Annotated in this window: 13 protein-coding genes; 4 read left to right on the top strand and 9 right to left on the bottom strand. The window is 61.4% G+C overall.

Going from position 1 to position 15,742, the window contains the following annotated elements:
• The first annotated feature begins 18 nt into the window (after positions 1-18).
• From OZ428_RS06095 to OZ428_RS06080, 4 genes are all read left to right on the top strand, one after another.
• Positions 19-696 carry a heavy metal response regulator transcription factor gene (locus OZ428_RS06095; RefSeq protein ID WP_033899495.1) on the top strand — a complete coding sequence of 226 codons (678 nt, stop codon included), beginning with the start codon at positions 19-21 and terminating at the stop codon, positions 694-696.
• The gene (locus OZ428_RS06090) at positions 686-2,050 is read left to right on the top strand and encodes a heavy metal sensor histidine kinase (protein ID WP_033899492.1); all 1,365 of its coding nucleotides are present in this window, start codon (positions 686-688) and stop codon (positions 2,048-2,050) included. The genes OZ428_RS06095 and OZ428_RS06090 overlap by 11 nt, the downstream gene beginning before the upstream one ends.
• 263 nt (positions 2,051-2,313) lie before the next feature.
• Positions 2,314-3,636 carry an OprD family porin gene (locus OZ428_RS06085; protein ID WP_269132881.1) on the top strand — a complete coding sequence of 441 codons (1,323 nt, stop codon included), beginning with the start codon at positions 2,314-2,316 and terminating at the stop codon, positions 3,634-3,636.
• Between the two features lie 86 nt (positions 3,637-3,722).
• The gene (locus tag OZ428_RS06080) at positions 3,723-5,219 is read left to right on the top strand and encodes a sensor domain-containing diguanylate cyclase (protein ID WP_061435358.1); all 1,497 of its coding nucleotides are present in this window, start codon (positions 3,723-3,725) and stop codon (positions 5,217-5,219) included.
• Between the two features lie 52 nt (positions 5,220-5,271).
• Here OZ428_RS06080 and lpxC read toward each other — a convergent pair whose 3' ends face one another.
• The 9 genes from lpxC to murD form a co-directional block, all read right to left on the bottom strand.
• Positions 5,272-6,183 carry a UDP-3-O-acyl-N-acetylglucosamine deacetylase gene (gene lpxC, locus OZ428_RS06075; protein ID WP_003171886.1) on the bottom strand — a complete coding sequence of 304 codons (912 nt, stop codon included), beginning with the start codon at positions 6,181-6,183 and terminating at the stop codon, positions 5,272-5,274.
• 112 nt (positions 6,184-6,295) lie between these two features.
• Entirely contained in the window at positions 6,296-7,501 is a 1,206-nt protein-coding gene (gene ftsZ, locus OZ428_RS06070; protein WP_016974964.1) for a cell division protein FtsZ, read from the bottom strand.
• A gap of 65 nt (positions 7,502-7,566) precedes the next feature.
• Positions 7,567-8,829, bottom strand: coding sequence for a cell division protein FtsA (ftsA, locus tag OZ428_RS06065; RefSeq protein ID WP_010213031.1), 1,263 nt, complete (start codon positions 8,827-8,829; stop codon positions 7,567-7,569).
• Positions 8,830-8,844: 15 nt separating this feature from the next.
• Complete coding sequence (locus OZ428_RS06060; RefSeq protein WP_016974963.1) at positions 8,845-9,714, bottom strand: cell division protein FtsQ/DivIB; 870 nt, start codon at positions 9,712-9,714, stop codon at positions 8,845-8,847.
• A 4-nt stretch (positions 9,715-9,718) separates the two neighbouring features.
• Positions 9,719-10,675, bottom strand: coding sequence for a D-alanine--D-alanine ligase (locus tag OZ428_RS06055; protein WP_269132880.1), 957 nt, complete (start codon positions 10,673-10,675; stop codon positions 9,719-9,721).
• Positions 10,672-12,117, bottom strand: a complete 1,446-nt coding sequence (gene murC, locus OZ428_RS06050; protein WP_010213034.1) for a UDP-N-acetylmuramate--L-alanine ligase — start codon at positions 12,115-12,117, stop codon at positions 10,672-10,674. The genes OZ428_RS06055 and murC overlap by 4 nt, the downstream gene beginning before the upstream one ends.
• The gene (murG, locus tag OZ428_RS06045) at positions 12,110-13,180 is read right to left on the bottom strand and encodes an undecaprenyldiphospho-muramoylpentapeptide beta-N-acetylglucosaminyltransferase (protein ID WP_269132879.1); all 1,071 of its coding nucleotides are present in this window, start codon (positions 13,178-13,180) and stop codon (positions 12,110-12,112) included. The genes murC and murG overlap by 8 nt, the downstream gene beginning before the upstream one ends.
• Positions 13,170-14,393 carry a putative lipid II flippase FtsW gene (gene ftsW / locus OZ428_RS06040; protein WP_033899476.1) on the bottom strand — a complete coding sequence of 408 codons (1,224 nt, stop codon included), beginning with the start codon at positions 14,391-14,393 and terminating at the stop codon, positions 13,170-13,172. Before ftsW ends, murG begins: the two co-directional genes overlap by 11 nt.
• Positions 14,390-15,736: a UDP-N-acetylmuramoyl-L-alanine--D-glutamate ligase gene (gene murD / locus OZ428_RS06035; protein WP_269132878.1), complete on the bottom strand. Its 1,347-nt coding sequence runs from the start codon at positions 15,734-15,736 to the stop codon at positions 14,390-14,392. The genes ftsW and murD overlap by 4 nt, the downstream gene beginning before the upstream one ends.
• Between the last annotated feature and the right edge of the window lie 6 nt (positions 15,737-15,742).

Below are 15,742 nucleotides of genomic sequence, written 5' to 3'. Positions count from 1 at the left end.
GCCTGGAGCAAAAGGCTCATGCGCGTCCTGATTATTGAAGATGAAGAAAAAACCGCGGACTACCTGCACCGCGGCCTGACGGAGCAAGGCTACACCGTCGACGTGGCGCGCGAAGGCGTCGAAGGCCTGCACCTTGCGCTGGAAAACGACTACGCGGTAATCGTGCTCGACGTAATGCTGCCCGGCCTTGATGGCTTTGGCGTGTTGCGAGCGCTGCGCGCGCGCAAGCAAACGCCGGTGATAATGCTGACTGCCCGCGAACGCGTGGAAGACCGCATTCGTGGCCTGCGCGAAGGCGCCGACGATTACCTGGGCAAGCCGTTTTCCTTCCTGGAACTAGTGGCCCGCCTGCAAGCCCTGACCCGCCGAAGCGGTGGGCATGAACCGGTGCAGGTGACCGTCGCGGACCTGTGGATCGACCTGATCAGCCGCAAGGCCAGCCGCAACGGCCTGCGCCTGGATCTGACTGCCAAGGAGTTCTCGCTGCTCAGCGTATTGGCGCGGCGCCAAGGCGAAATCCTGTCCAAGACCGCGATTGCGGAAATGGTCTGGGACATCAATTTCGACAGCGACGCCAACGTGGTGGAAGTGGCGATCAAGCGCCTGCGCGCCAAGCTCGATGGGCCGTTTGACACCAAACTGCTGCACACCATCCGGGGCATGGGGTATGTGCTGGAGAGTCGTAGTGTCGGCTAACTCCATCGCCCTGCGCCTCAGCAGCCTGTTCACGCTGGTAGCGGCGTTGATCTTCCTGTTGATCGGCGGCGCGCTGTATCAGCAGGTGGACCGCAGCCTGGGTTTGTTGCCGGGCGCCGAGTTGGACGCGCGCTATAGCGTGTTGGAGTCTTCGGTCAACCGCTTCGGCACGCCGGACCATTGGGTGAAGATGCAAGCCAAGCTCAAGTTGCTGGGCGAGGAAGACAAACGCATCCGTTTCTGGGTGGTAAGCAGTGATCCGAACTACGAATACGGCAACCCCGATGCGCAGATCCGCGCCTTTGCCGAGGGGCCGACGGGCAAGCGCGACTTGCGCTTGCCGGGGCGCAAATACCCGTTCAAGGTGCTGGTGAGCCAGTTCCCGGCCAAGGATCAGCGCCCGCCGCTGCGTTTCATGATCGCCATCGACACCGAGAATTTCCGGGCCACCCAGCACCACCTGTTGGTCGCGTTGGTCAGCCTCGCATTGGTCGGCGTGGTACTCGCTTCGTTATTGGGTTTCTGGGTCGCGCGCATCGGCCTCAAACCGTTGGGCAAGCTCTCGGATGAGGCACAGAAACTCGCACCACCCAAGCTCTCCGGTCGTCTGCAGCTGTCGCCATTGCCGCCGGAACTGAGCCAGTTCGTCAACTCGTTCAACTCCACCCTGGATCGCGTCGAGCAGGCCTATTCGCGCCTGGAATCGTTCAACGCCGATGTGGCCCACGAACTGCGCTCGCCGCTGACCAACCTGATCGGCCAGACCCAGGTCGCCCTGACCCGCGGGCGGTCGGCCGAGCATTACTTCGAAGTGCTGCAATCCAACCTCGAAGAACTGGAGCGCCTGCGTTCAATCATCAATGACATGTTGTTCCTCGCCAGCGCCGACCAGGGCAGCAAGGCCACCAAGCTGATCGAAAGCTCCCTGGCCGATGAAGTGGCCACCACCCTCGACTACCTGGACTTCATCCTCGAAGACGCGCAAGTCGAGGTGCAGGTACGCGGCGATGCCACGGTGCAGATCGAAAAAGCCCACCTGCGCCGTGCCTTGATCAACCTGTTGAGCAATGCGGTACAACACACCGCGCCCGGACAGGTCATCGTTGTGAACATTGAGGTGCAGGAGCACCAGGTGGCCATCGGCGTGACCAACCCCGGTGACGCGATTGCCAGCGAGCACCTGCCACGCCTGTTCGAACGGTTCTATCGGGTGGACGCGTCGCGCAGCAACAGCGGGGCCAATCACGGCCTGGGACTGGCCATCGTCAAGGCGATTGCCTTGATGCACGGCGGTGATGTGTTCGTGCGCAGCGAGGGCGGTGGGAATACGTTTGGCATCACCCTGCCGGTCTAACCTCTGACTGTTGCGATTTGGGCAACAGTCATTATCTTGTTACACTCTGTATCGTACCGCTCGCCTGCGTTAATTTGACGCATCGATGAGCGCGACGGCAAAGGCAGTCTCCGCTTACCCGAATTTCCCTCGACTTTTTTCCAGGGCTCTACACTGGGAATCTGTCTTAAAGCCGCTGACTTCAGCGGCTTTTTTTTGCCGTAAAAAAGGCCAGGCACACCCACGACATTGGCCGTTTTCGATTGACCAAAGGAGCTCCACCGGTGAAGAACTCGCTGACGTTCACCCCGTTATTCCTCGCGATTGCAGCAACGATTGCCCCCCTTGCCCACGCGGCAGACACCACCCCCGCCGACGGTTTCGTCGAGGGCGCCCACCTCAACATCAACACCCGCAACTACTACATGAACCGCGACCGTCGCGACATTCACACCGATGACAGCAAGGAATGGGGCCAGGGTTTTCTCGGCACCTTCGAGTCCGGTTACACCCAGGGCACGGTCGGTTTCGGCCTGGACGCCCACGCCATGGTCGGCCTCAAGCTGGACGGCGGTGGCGGCACCGATGGTTCCAGCATCCTTCCGTACGGCAGTGGCAACGGCAAGGCGCCCGGCTCGTTCTCCACCGCCGGCGGAACCCTGAAAATGCGCGCGTTCGATACCGAACTGAAGGCCGGCGACCTGTTCCTCAACAACCCAGTGATCGCCGGCGGCATGACCCGCATGCTGCCGCAGACCTTCCGCGGTGTGAGCCTGACCAACCACAGCTTCGACGGCTGGATGTTCGAAGGCGGCCAGGCCAGTTTCACCAAGCTCTACAACCAGAGCGGCCATCGCCGCATCGGCACCAGCTACGGCGCTCTGCCAAACAACACCGATAGCCAGCACATGAACTGGGCCGGTGTATCGTTCAGCGGCATTGAAGGGCTGACCAGCAACCTCTACGCCTCCGAACTCAAGGACGTGTGGAACCAGTACTACTACGACCTGGATTACACCTACGCGCTGAATGACCTGATCAGCCTCAACCCGGGCCTGCACTACTATCACACCCAGGACACCGGTCAGTCCCTGCTCGGGGATATCGACAACAACACCTACAGCCTGCACTTCACCGTCGGCGTGGGAAACCATAGCGTCACGGCCACCTACCAGCGGGTCAACGGCAACACGCCGTTCGACTACATTGCCCAGGGCGACAGCATCTACCTGGACAACTCCCAGCAGTATTCCGATTTCAACGGCCCCAACGAACGCTCGTGGAAGCTCAAGTACGCCTACGACTTCGCCGGCCTCGGCATGCCCGGCTTGACCTCGGCCGTGTCCTACATCAGCGGTAAGACCGACCTGACCAAGGTCGACCCGCAAAGCCGTGGCTACAGCGCCTGGTACAGTGCCGATGGCAAAGATGCCAAGCACTGGGAACGGGATATCGACCTCAAGTACGTGGTACAGGGCGGCAAGGCCAAGGACTTGGCCGTGCGCCTGCAATGGGCGACCAATCGCGGCAGTAACGGCTACTCGGCGGTGGATCGCGACGTGGATGAATACCGGGTGATCGTCGATTACCCGATCAACGTGTTCTGACGGACAGATCTTTCTTTTTAACCAAGTATTTAATTTTCATCGGGTAGAACTAAACTGCCAGCATCCTCACCGCTGAAGTCTGCCCGATGAGTCAATCCAGTTCTCGCACCCTGCCGGCACGCCCGGAGCTGTTTCTGATGCTGGGCAGTGGCCTCACTGTCGTCCTGATTGTGGTGATCGTCGCGGCGCTGCTGATCCGCGAACATGCCAGCACCTTGCAGGCCGCCAAGCGCGCCACCAGCAACATCACCCAACTGATCAATGCCGATGTGCTGCGCAACGTCGAACTCTACGACTTGGCGCTGCAAGGGCTTATCGCTGCCACTACGCGGCAGGACTTGAGCCAGGTTTCGCCGGACATCCGGCATCTGGTGCAGTTTGATCAATCCACAGCGGCCCCCTTCAAAGGTGAAGTGCTGTTACTGGACGCCAACGGTGCGGTGATTGCCGACTCTTCGACGCTGTGGCCGACGCCGCGCAACTTTGCCAATCGCGATTACTTCCAGGCCCATCAACGTACATCCCAGGCCGGGTTGTTCATCAGTCGCCCATTCAAGATCCACTGTGCCTGCGACCAGGTGTGGCGCATTGCATTCAGCCGCCGGGTCTCCGGCCCCAACGGTGAGTTTGCCGGTGTGGCCGTGGCGACCATGCGCTTGGCGTATTTCGATCAACTGTTCAACCGCCTGGCCATCGGCAATGGCAGCTCTGTCAATCTGCTGAATACCCACGGCATCCTCCTGGCCCAGCAGCCGTTGCTGGAACGCGACATGATCGACAAAGACCTGAGCGATCGCCCCAACTTCAAACGCATGCTGCGCGAGGGCGAAGGGAGTTTCCGGGCGATCTCCGCCCTTTCCGGCCAGGAACGCCTGTATACGTTCAGCAACGTCGGTGAGTTGCCGCTGATTGTGGTGGTGGCGCTCTCCGCCGATGACGTATTTGCGCCCTGGCAACGCGCCGCGCTGCTGGTCAGCAGTGCCACCGGCATCCTCTGTGTCGGCTTGCTCTGGCTGACCTGGATGCTGCGCCGGGAATTGCGCCGCCGTTATCGCACCGAACGCGTACTGTCAGAACTGGCAGCCACCGACGCCCTCACCGGCCTGGCCAACCGTCGTATCCTGGACGAACGCCTGCGCCTGGAATGGGATCGCGCGCAACGTTCGACCGAGCCGCTGACGGTGCTGATGATCGATGTGGACCACTTCAAGGCGTTCAACGACCGCCACGGCCATCACGGCGGCGATGAAGCATTACGCACTGTCGCTCAGGTGATCGGTACCAATATCCGCCGCCCGGCCGACCTGGCCGCGCGCTATGGCGGCGAAGAGTTTGCGGTGGTGCTGCCGGTGACCGATGCCAAGGGCGCCTGGGTGATTGCCGAGCATATCCGCAGCGGTATCGAGCACTTGCCGAGGGTGGGAGGAGATGAACAGCCGATTACGGTGAGCATCGGCATGAGTACTTGGGACAAGCGCAGCCGTCAGTCGCTGGAGGCGTTGTTGCTGAGTGCGGATCAGGCGCTCTACGAAGCCAAGCACACCGGGCGTAACCGTATTGTGGATGCGAACAACCAGGCATAAAAAAAGGCCACCCAAAGGCAGCCTTTCAAAACTAAAGAAAGAGAGTTGTTACTTACACCGCCGCAACGGGACGCATGTAAGAGATCGGTGCGGTGCTGGCATCTTCGAAGGTCACGACTTCCCAAGCGTCTGTCTGCTCAATCAACTTGCGCAGCAGCTGGTTGTTAAGGGCGTGGCCCGACTTGAAGCCTTTGAACTCGCCTATCAGGCTATTGCCCAGCAGGTAGAGGTCACCGATTGCATCGAGGATCTTGTGCTTCACGAATTCGTCTTCGTAGCGAAGGCCGTCTTCGTTCAGTACACCATCCGCGTCGACCACAATGGCGTTTTCAACGCTGCCGCCGAGTGCGAGATTGTGCTTGCGCAGGTACTCGATGTCACTCATGAAACCAAAGGTACGGGCGCGGCTGACTTCTTTTACGAACGAAGTGCTGGAAAAATCCACGCTTGCACTTTGGGTGCGGTCACGGAATACCGGGTGATCGAAATCGATCTCAAAGCTCACTTTAAAGCCTTCGAACGGGACGAAGGTGGCGCGCTTGTCGCCGTCTTCTACTGTCACTTCCCGCAGAATGCGAATGAACTTCTTGGCTGCGTCCTGTTCTTCCAGGCCGGCAGATTGAATCAAGAATACGAAGGGTCCAGCGCTGCCATCCATGATCGGGACTTCGGACGCGGAGAGCTCGACGTAGGCGTTATCGATGCCCAGGCCAGCCATGGCCGAGAGCAAGTGCTCCACCGTGTCCACTTTGACGTCACCGTTGACCAATGTGGTCGACATCGTGGTTTCGCCAACGTTTTCCGCGCGAGCAGGAATCTGCACCACAGGGTCCAGGTCGGCACGAACAAACACGATGCCGGTGTCGACAGGTGCGGGCTTGAGGGTCAGGTATACCTTCTCCCCGGAGTGCAGACCTACACCTGTGGCACGGATAATATTCTTCAGGGTGCGTTGTTTAATCATGGCTTGGACCGCTTGAGCGCAAATTGCGAACTGGTATCAACAAAGGCTGGCGATAATAGCAGACCAGACCTTTGCTGAACACCAATCACCTTCATAGCCCTGATACATTCCATTAATCGGCCTGACGACGCAGGAATGCCGGGATGTCCAAGTAGTCCAGATCATCTTGCGGATTCGGGCTACGGGACGCCGCAGCACCGGCCTGAGCCTGGTTGCGCATCACGGTCGGACGGTCCAGGTCACGGTAGTTCACCGACGGCAGTTCCTGGCGCGAAGGCGCTGGAGCGGCAGCCGCTTGGCTCGCGTGGCTGGCTTGGGCGTTGTGCAGGGTGTTGTCGATCACCTTCACAGGCTTCTCGATTTTTGCACCCAGGCCGGTCGCAACCACGGTCACATGCAGCTCGTCGCGCATGTCCGGATCGATCACGGTGCCGACTTTGACCATCGCGTGTTCAGAAGCGAAGGCTTCGATGATGCTACCCACGTCGGAGTACTCACCCAGGGACAGGTCAGGACCGGCGGTGATGTTCACCAGGATGCCGCGTGCACCTTGCAGGTTCACGTCTTCCAGCAACGGGTTGCGGATGGCCGCTTCAGTAGCTTCACGTGCACGGTTCGGACCGCTGGCGCAGCCAGTGCCCATCATCGCCATGCCCATTTCGCTCATCACGGTACGCACGTCGGCAAAGTCGACGTTGATCATGCCTGGGCGCTTGATGATGTCGGAGATACCGCGAACGGCACCGGCCAGTACATCGTCAGCCTTGGCGAACGCGGACAGCAGGCTGGCGTCCTTGCCCAGGATGGTCAGCAGTTTCTCGTTGGGGATGGTGATCAACGAGTCGACGCTTTCAGACAGCAGACGGATGCCTTCGTCGGCGATCTGCATACGCTTGCGACCTTCGAACGGGAACGGACGGGTCACGACTGCAACCGTCAGAATGCCCATTTCCTTGGCCACTTCGGCGATGATCGGCGCAGCACCAGTACCGGTACCGCCGCCCATGCCGGTGGTGATGAACACCATGTTGGTGCCTTGCAGCACTTCGGCAATACGCTCGCGGTCTTCCAGGGCGGCTTGACGGCCGACTTCCGGATTGGCGCCAGCGCCGAGGCCCTTGGTCACGGCTGTGCCCAATTGCAGGATGGTCCGCGCGCCGATGCTTTTCAGCGCCTGGGCATCAGTGTTGGCGCAGATGAATTCAACGCCTTCAATGTTGCTCTTGACCATGTGGTTGACAGCGTTGCCGCCGCCACCGCCGACACCGATTACTTTGATAACCGGGCTTGCGGGGATGTTGTCTACGAGTTCGAACATGTTCCCTCTCCTTTCATTTCTCTAGTTTTTTCGCCTACTGCTTACAACGGTGTCGCGGTAAATCTTTAAAAATTGCCTTTGACCCATGCCTGCAACCGCTCGAACAACGGCGCTTTCGCCTCGTCGTCACTGCGGTAGCTGTCACGATTGCTCGGGCCCGACAGGGAAATGCCGTCGGTCTGCTTTTGCAGCCCGTACAACAGCAAGCCCACACCGGTGGAGTAAATCGGGTTGCGCACCACGTCGCCCAGGCCTTTGACGCCATGGGGCACGCCCAGGCGGACGGGCATGTGGAAGATTTCCTCGGCCAATTCGACCGCGCCTTCCATCTTCGAGGTGCCACCGGTCAGCACGATGCCGGCCGGGATCAGATCTTCGTAGCCGCTGCGGCGCAGTTCAGCCTGGATCAGGGTGAACAGTTCGTCGTAGCGCGGCTCGACCACTTCGGCCAGGGCCTGGCGCGACAGTTCGCGCGGTGGACGGTCGCCCACGCTCGGCACCTTGATGGTCTCGCCGGCACCGGCCAGTTTGGCCAGGGCGCAGGCGTAGCGAATCTTGATTTCTTCGGCGTACTGGGTCGGTGTACGCAGCGCCATGGCGATGTCGTTGGTCACCTGGTCACCGGCAATCGGGATCACGGCGGTGTGACGGATCGCACCCTCGGTGAAGATCGCGATGTCGGTGGTGCCGCCGCCGATGTCGACCAGGCATACGCCCAGTTCTTTTTCGTCGTCAGTCAGCACCGAATAGGCCGAGGCCAGTTGCTCAAGAATGATGTCGTCGATTTCCAGGCCGCAGCGGCGCACGCATTTTTCAATGTTCTGTGCGGCGTTGACGGCGCAGGTCACCACGTGGACCTTGGCTTCCAGACGTACGCCCGACATGCCCAGCGGCTCGCGAACGCCTTCCTGGTTGTCGATCACGTAATCCTGCGGCAGCGTGTGCAGCACGCGCTGGTCAGCCGGGATCGCCACGGCCTGGGCGGCGTCGAGCACGCGTTCAAGGTCGGCGGAGCTGACTTCGCGGTCGCGGATCGCCACGATGCCGTGGGAGTTCAGGCTGCGGATATGGTTGCCCGCCACGCCAACGAACGCCGAGTGGATCCGGCAACCGGCCATCAGCTGCGCTTCTTCGATGGCGCGCTGGATCGATTGCACGGTGGACTCGATGTTCACCACCACGCCCTTCTTCAGGCCCCGGGACGGATGCGTGCCAATACCGACGATTTCGATAACGCCGTCTTCCCCGACCTCGCCCACCAGCGCCACCACTTTGGAGGTGCCGATATCGAGACCGACGATCATTTTGCCGCTTTGCACGTTTGCCATGGGTCCTGCCTCTTCTTAATTCTTCGCGACAGCGGGTTGCGCTGCCGTGGGCGCTGCCGGTTCACGCCAGCCGACGGCCAGGCCGTTGGCGTAACGCAGGTCGACGCTCGCAATGTTCGTAATCTGTTCTTTCAAGGTCTTGTCATAGATGGCAATGAAGCGGCGCATCTTTTCCACCAAGCGGTCGCGTCCCAGCAACAACTGGATGCCCGGGCCGGAACTGCCTGCCCCGGTCGTCAAAAACCAGCTACCCCGTTCACGCAGTTCCAGGCGTGCAATGGAGAAGCCCATGGGACGCAGCATCTGGCTCAAGGCCTGGTACTGCTGCATCACTTGTTGCTGCGCCCGCTGCGGCCCGAACAGCTGCGGCAGGTGCTCATAGTTGGCCAGCTCACGCGGGGTGAACGCCTGGCCCTGGTTGTTCAACAGCGCTTCGTCGCCCCAACGGGCCACGGGCAGTTGTTCTTCCAGGCGGATCGTCACCTGGTCCGGCCATACTCGTCGGACTTCGGCGTGGGCGATCCACGGCATCTGTTCCAGCTCCGCGCGCATTCCGGCCAGGTCGATGGTAAAGAAACTCGCCGCCAGGTACGGGCCGATGCGCTGCTGTACCGCTTGCTGGCTGATGTAGCTCAAGTCGCCCTGCACGCTGATCTTGGTGATCGGCCGGTCGGCATACGGCAACAGACGCTGCGCGCCTTCGTAGGTTCCGAAACCCAGCACCACCAGCAACACCGGCCAGAACAGCGCCTTGAGGAAACCAAAGTTGGCTTTCGGCAGGCGCGCCGACATCGGCTCTTTAGCCACCATTCGGCTGGCACCCCGTGGCACCGGCTTGCGGCTCGGTGCTTGTGGGGGCTGATGACGAAGCGATGCGCCTTTCATGTCCTTAGCCTCTTGGCTCAATGCTGTCGGCCAGGATCGCCAGCACCAACTGCTGGAAGTCCAGACCGGCCGCACGGGCTGCCATGGGAACCAGGCTGTGGTCGGTCATGCCCGGTGCGGTGTTGACTTCCAGGAACCAGAAATTCCCTTGGTCATCCTGCATCACGTCTGCCCGCGCCCAACCGGCGATACCCAGCGCCTCACAGGCTTTCGCCGTGAGGTCCATCAATTCCTGTTCTTTGCTTGCGTCAAGGCCGCACGGGATCCGGTACTGGGTATCGGAAGCCAGGTACTTGGCGTCGTAGTCGTAAAAGGTGTGGGGCGTGCCCAATGCGATAGGCGGCAAAACCTGACCACGCAGGGTGGCGATGGTGTACTCGGGACCCTGGATCCACTGTTCCACCAACACTTGCGAATCGTAGGTACTTGCCGCTTTCCATGCGTCGATCAATTCGGCGGCCGAGTTCACTTTAGCCATGCCGATACTGGAGCCTTCATGGGCAGGTTTGACGATCAAAGGCAGGCCCAGTTCCTTGGCTGCAGAAATACAATCGTCTTCGCTGCACAGAACGCTGTGACGCGGGGTGGGAATGCCCAGGCTGTGCCACACCTGCTTGGTGCGCAACTTGTCCATCGCCAGCGCGGAAGCGAGGATGCGGCTGCCGGTGTAAGGGATGCCGGCGCACTCCAGCAGGCCCTGCATGCTGCCGTCTTCACCGCCACGGCCGTGGAGAATAATGAAGGCGCGGTCGATCTTCTCGGCCAGCAGGCGGGCGAGGAAATCATCGCCCACGTCGATACCGAAGGCATTCACGCCGGCGCTTTGCAGGGCTTCGAGCACAGCGTTGCCCGACTTGAGCGACACTTCGCGCTCAGCGCTTTTACCGCCGAACAACACCGCGACGCGGCCGAAGTCAGCGGGTGCGATTGTGGAAAACAGGGAGCCGTAGTCGTTGATCATTTCGACTTCCCCTTCGCAGCAGCAAACAGCGGGCTCGCCAGCAACTTAGGCGCAAGACCACCAATGTCGCCGGCACCCTGGCACAGCAAAATGTCACCAGCGCGCAGCAGCGGCTTGACGATTGGCGCCAGGTCCACACCACGCTCGATGTAGATCGGGTCCAACTGGCCACGCTGACGGATGCTGTTGCACAGCTTGCGGCTGTCGGCGCCCGGGATCGGCTCTTCACCGGCCGGGTACACCTCCATCAGCAACAGCACGTTGGCATCGGCCAATACATTGACGAAATCGTCGTACAGGTCGCGGGTACGGCTGTAGCGGTGCGGCTGGTACACCATCACCAGGCGGCGCTCCGGCCAGCCACCGCGCACGGCCTTGATCACGGCAGCGACTTCGGTCGGGTGGTGACCGTAGTCGTCCACCAGCATCACGTCACCGCCGTCTACCGGCAACTGGCCGTAGACCTGGAAGCGACGGCCCACGCCGGCAAAGCGCGACAGGCCTTCGACGATGGCTTCATCGCTGACGCCCTCGTCGGTGGCGATACAGATGGTCGCCAGGGAATTGAGTACGTTGTGGTTGCCCGGCATGTTCACCGAAACATCCAGCGGCTCGCGGTCGGGACGCAGCACGGTGAAGAAGGTTTGCATGCCTTCCTGGCGCACATTGATGGCGCGCACGTCGGCGTCTTCGCTGAAGCCGTAGGTCACGGTCGGACGCTTGACCAGTGGCAGGATTTCGCGCACCACCGGATCGTCCAGGCACACCACGGCCAGGCCGTAGAACGGCAGGTTGTGCAGGAACTCGACGAAGGTTTTCTTCAACTTGTTGAAGTCACCGTCGTAGGTTGCCATGTGGTCTTCGTCGATATTGGTGACGACGGCGACCAGTGGTTGCAGGTGCAGGAAGCTCGCGTCGCTTTCATCGGCTTCGGCGATCAGGTAACGGCTGGTGCCCAGTTGTGCATTGGTGCCGGCTGCATTCAGGCGGCCACCGATGACGAACGTCGGGTCCAGGCCACCGGCCGCGAACACCGAGGCGATCAGGCTGGTGGTGGTGGTTTTGCCGTGGGTACCGGCGACGGCGATGCCGTGGCGATAACGCATCAGCTCGGCCAGCATCTCGGCGCGCGGCACCACGGGAATGCGACGCTCCAGGGCGGTGGCCACTTCCGGGTTGGAGGTGTTCACGGCGCTGGATACCACCAGCACGTCAGCCTCGGCGGCGTTCTCCGCACGGTGGCCGATGAAGATCTGTGCGCCAAAGGTTTTCAGGCGTTCGGTGACCGGCGACTCTTTCAAGTCGGAGCCGGACACCTGGTAGCCCAGGTTCAGCAACACTTCAGCGATGCCGCACATGCCCACGCCACCGATACCAACGAAGTGGATACGACGGATGCGGCGCATTTCCGGTTGTGGCATGGCTTTCTGATTCTCAACCATGGGCCACCTCCAGGCAGATATCGACCACGGTGCGGGTTGCGTCAGGTTTGGCCAGGCGGCTTGCGGTGCTCGCCATGCTATTGAGTCGTTCCGGTTGCATCAAAACCTCAGTCAGGCGTGCGGCCAAATCGGCGGCGCCAGTCGTTCTTTGCGGCAGCAGGAAGGCAGCGCCCTCCCCGGCCAAATATTCGGCGTTGCGGGTCTGGTGATCGTCGATCGCGTGGGGCAAAGGCACCAGCAAGGACGGCAGACCGGCGGCAGCCAGTTCACTGACAGTCAGCGCACCGGAGCGGCAGACCACCAGGTCGGCCCAGCCATAGGCGTGGGCCATGTCTTTGATGAAGGGCTGTACGTTTGCCTCGACACCGGCTTCGCGATAACGCGCGGCGGTGACTTCACCATGATCTTTGCCAGCCTGATGGAAGACTTCCGGGCGCAATTCCACAGGGAGTTGCGCCAGGGCTTCCGGCAGCAGTTTGTTCAAAGGCTCGGAGCCCAGGCTGCCGCCCATGACCAGCAGGTGCGGCTTGCGCCCTTGCAGTGCTTCACGGGCGATGTCCATAAACAGTTCGGTACGCACCGGGTTGCCGGTGGTGCGCAGCTTGTCCGAGGCACCAAAGGTTCTCGGAAATGCTTCACACACCCGCGCAGCCAACGGCACCAGCAGACGGTTGGCGGTACCGGCGACGGCGTTCTGCTCGTGCACGATCACCGGCACACCGGCGAGCTTGGCGGCAACACCACCAGGACCGGTCACATACCCACCAAAACCGAGCACACATACCGGCTTCAGTTCACGAATGACTTTGCGCGCCTGCCACACCGCTTTGAGCAACACGAACGGCGCCTTGAGCAGGGACAACTTGCCCTTGCCACGCAGGCCCGTGACGTTGATCAGATGCAGTGGCAAGCCGGCATTCGGCACCAATTCGTTTTCGATGCCACGCGGCGTGCCCAACCAGTGCACGGTGTAGCCACGGTTCTGGAATTCCCGCGCACAGGCCAAGGCCGGGAACACATGGCCCCCGGTGCCGCCCGCCATGATCAGCACGTTAGCGCCCATGGGTCGGCTCCTCGGCAAAATCGCTCTCGCTGAATTCCATCTCTTCGCTGCCCAAGTGGGTTCGACTCTCCCACTCGATGCGCAGCAACAAGCCCAGGCACGCGCAGCAGATCACCAACGAACTGCCGCCGTAGCTGAGGAACGGCAGGGTCAGGCCCTTGGTCGGCAGCAGGCCGACGTTCACCCCGATGTTGATCAGGAACTGGCCGATCCACAGGAACGACAAGCCGTACGCCACATAAGCAGCGAAATACTGTTTGGCCTTTTCGGCCCACAAGCCGATGTACATGCCGCGTACACACACGAACACGAACAACGCGACGGTGCACAGCGAACCCACCACGCCCAACTCTTCGGCAAGTACCGAGAACACGAAGTCGGTGTGCGCTTCCGGCAGGTAGAACTGCTTCTGCACACTGTTGCCCAGGCCCACGCCCAGCCACTCGCCGCGACCGAAGGCGATCAACGCCTGGGTCAACTGGTAGCCGGAACCGAACTGGTCGGACCACGGATCGGTAAAGGTGATCAGACGCGCCATCCGGTAGGGTTGCGCCTGTACCAGAATGGTCACGGCGGCCACGGCCAACACCACCATCAAGGTAAAGCGGAACAGGCCCACACCGCCAAGGAACAGCATCGCCGCCGCAGCCCCCATCATCACGACGGTGGCGCCGAAGTCGGGCTCCATCAGCAACAGGCCGGCCATCGGCAGCAGCACGATGAACGGCTTGAAGAAGCCCATCCAGCTTTCGCGCACTTCTTTCTGGCGACGTACCAGGTAACCGGCCAGGTAAATCACCACGAACACCTTGGCGATTTCCGACGGTTGCACGTTGAACGCGCCGAAGCCGATCCAGCGCATCGAACCGTTCACCTCGCGGCCAATGCCGGGCAGGATCACCATGATCAGCAAGCCGAACGCACCGATCAGCATCAGCCAACCCAGGCGTTGCCAGGTGGCGATAGGGATCATCATGGTGACGATGCACGCGCCAAGACCGATCACCAGGTACACCAGGTGACGGATCATCATGTACAGCGTGTTACCCGACTGCACGGCGGCCACTTCGGACGACGCCGAGGTGATCATCACCAGGCCCAGGCCCAACAGCGCCAGGCAACCGGCAAGCATCGGGAAGTCGAGGTCGATACCGCGCCCGGTGATGATCGGCGACGGGTACGGCTTGATGATGTTCCGCAAGTTGATACTCATGCCAAGGCCTCCACGGCGGCGGCGAACAGCTGGCCGCGCTCTTCGTAGTTCTTGAACATGTCGAAACTGGCGCACGCCGGCGACAGCAGCACCGCATCGCCCGGCTGGGCCAGGGCTTTGCATTGCGCGATGGCGTCGTCCAAGGAGTTGGCGCGCACTTGCGGCACCGCATCGCCGAGGGCGGCGGCGATCAGGTCTGAGTCGCGGCCCATCAGCACCACGGCGCGACAGTGTTCAGCCACTGGGCCTTTAAGGTCCTTGAAGTCGGCACCCTTGCCGTCGCCACCGGCGATCAGCACCAGCTTGCCTTCGATATCGGCGCCAAGGCCTTCGATAGCCGCCAGGGCCGCACCGACGTTGGTGGCCTTGGAATCGTTGTAATAGCTGACACCGTCGAGATCGCGAACCCACTGGCAGCGATGTTCCAGGCCGCCGAAAGTACGCAGGGCCGACAGCATGGCGTCGAACGGCAGGCCAACGGCATGCCCCAGCGCCAGAGCCGCCAGGGCGTTGGACTGGTTATGGGCGCCACGGATTTTCAGCTCACGCACCGGCATCAGGTTCTGGAATTCGAAGGCCAGGTGTTTCTCGCCGTTCTCTTCGCGAATACCGAAGGCTTTGAAATCAGGTTTGCTCAGGCCGAAGGTCCAGCATGGCAGGCCCTCGCCCATCAGCGGACGGCTCAACGCGTCCTGACGATTGACCACCACTTGCTTGGCGCCACGGAAGATCCGGTGCTTGGCCAGGTGGTACGCCGGCAGCCCGCTGTAGCGATCCATGTGGTCTTCACTCACGTTCAACACGGTCGCCACTTCGGCACCGAGGTCGTGGGTGGTTTCCAGCTGAAAGCTCGACAGTTCCATCACGTACAGTTCGACGTCGTCGCTGAGCAAATCCAGCGCCGGCGTGCCAAGGTTGCCGCCCACGGCCACGCGCTTGCCGGCCGCAGCCGCCATCTCGCCGACCAGGGTGGTCACGGTGCTTTTCGCGTTGGAACCGCTGATGGCCACGATCGGCGCCTGCGCGTTACGCGCGAACAGGTCGATATCGCCCGACAGCTTCACGCCACGGGCGGCGGCAGCTTGCAGGGCCGGCGTCGCGATGGCCAGGCCGGGGCTCACGTAGAGCTCGTCGGCACGGCACAGAAACTCGACATCCAGCTCGCCACAACGCACTTCCACGTGCGGGTAGTCACGGCGCAGCGTGACCAGCTCCGGTGGATTTTCCCGCGTATCGGCCACGGCAAACGGCTTGCCCCGGTTCGCCAGGAAGCGAACCAGGGACATGCCGCTCTTGCCGAGGCCGACAACGATGCGGAAGTGGTCTGAAGCGATCAGGGACACTCGTTT

Origin of the sequence: Pseudomonas sp. GXZC (genome assembly GCF_026967615.1) — a bacterium.
GTDB classification, from domain to species: domain Bacteria; phylum Pseudomonadota; class Gammaproteobacteria; order Pseudomonadales; family Pseudomonadaceae; genus Aquipseudomonas; species Aquipseudomonas azotoformans_A.
Note: the sequence above shows the minus strand (reverse complement) of the source record. Positions and strands in the feature narration are given on the sequence as shown.

Bases quoted from the DNA above. Each gene is read 5' to 3' on its own strand.
- ftsW (WP_033899476.1), bottom strand. From the start codon at position 14,393: ATGAGTATCAACTTGCGGAACATCATCAAGCCGTACCCGTCGCCGATC.
- murG (WP_269132879.1), bottom strand. From the start codon at position 13,180: ATGGGCGCTAACGTGCTGATCATGGCGGGCGGCACCGGGGGCCATGTG.
- ftsZ (WP_016974964.1), bottom strand. From the start codon at position 7,501: ATGTTCGAACTCGTAGACAACATCCCCGCAAGCCCGGTTATCAAAGTA.
- OZ428_RS06060 (WP_016974963.1), bottom strand. From the start codon at position 9,714: ATGAAAGGCGCATCGCTTCGTCATCAGCCCCCACAAGCACCGAGCCGC.
- OZ428_RS06095 (WP_033899495.1), top strand. From the start codon at position 19: ATGCGCGTCCTGATTATTGAAGATGAAGAAAAAACCGCGGACTACCTG.
- murC (WP_010213034.1), bottom strand. From the start codon at position 12,117: ATGGTTGAGAATCAGAAAGCCATGCCACAACCGGAAATGCGCCGCATC.
- ftsA (WP_010213031.1), bottom strand. From the start codon at position 8,829: ATGGCAAACGTGCAAAGCGGCAAAATGATCGTCGGTCTCGATATCGGC.
- lpxC (WP_003171886.1), bottom strand. From the start codon at position 6,183: ATGATTAAACAACGCACCCTGAAGAATATTATCCGTGCCACAGGTGTA.
- OZ428_RS06055 (WP_269132880.1), bottom strand. From the start codon at position 10,675: ATGATCAACGACTACGGCTCCCTGTTTTCCACAATCGCACCCGCTGAC.
- OZ428_RS06080 (WP_061435358.1), top strand. From the start codon at position 3,723: ATGAGTCAATCCAGTTCTCGCACCCTGCCGGCACGCCCGGAGCTGTTT.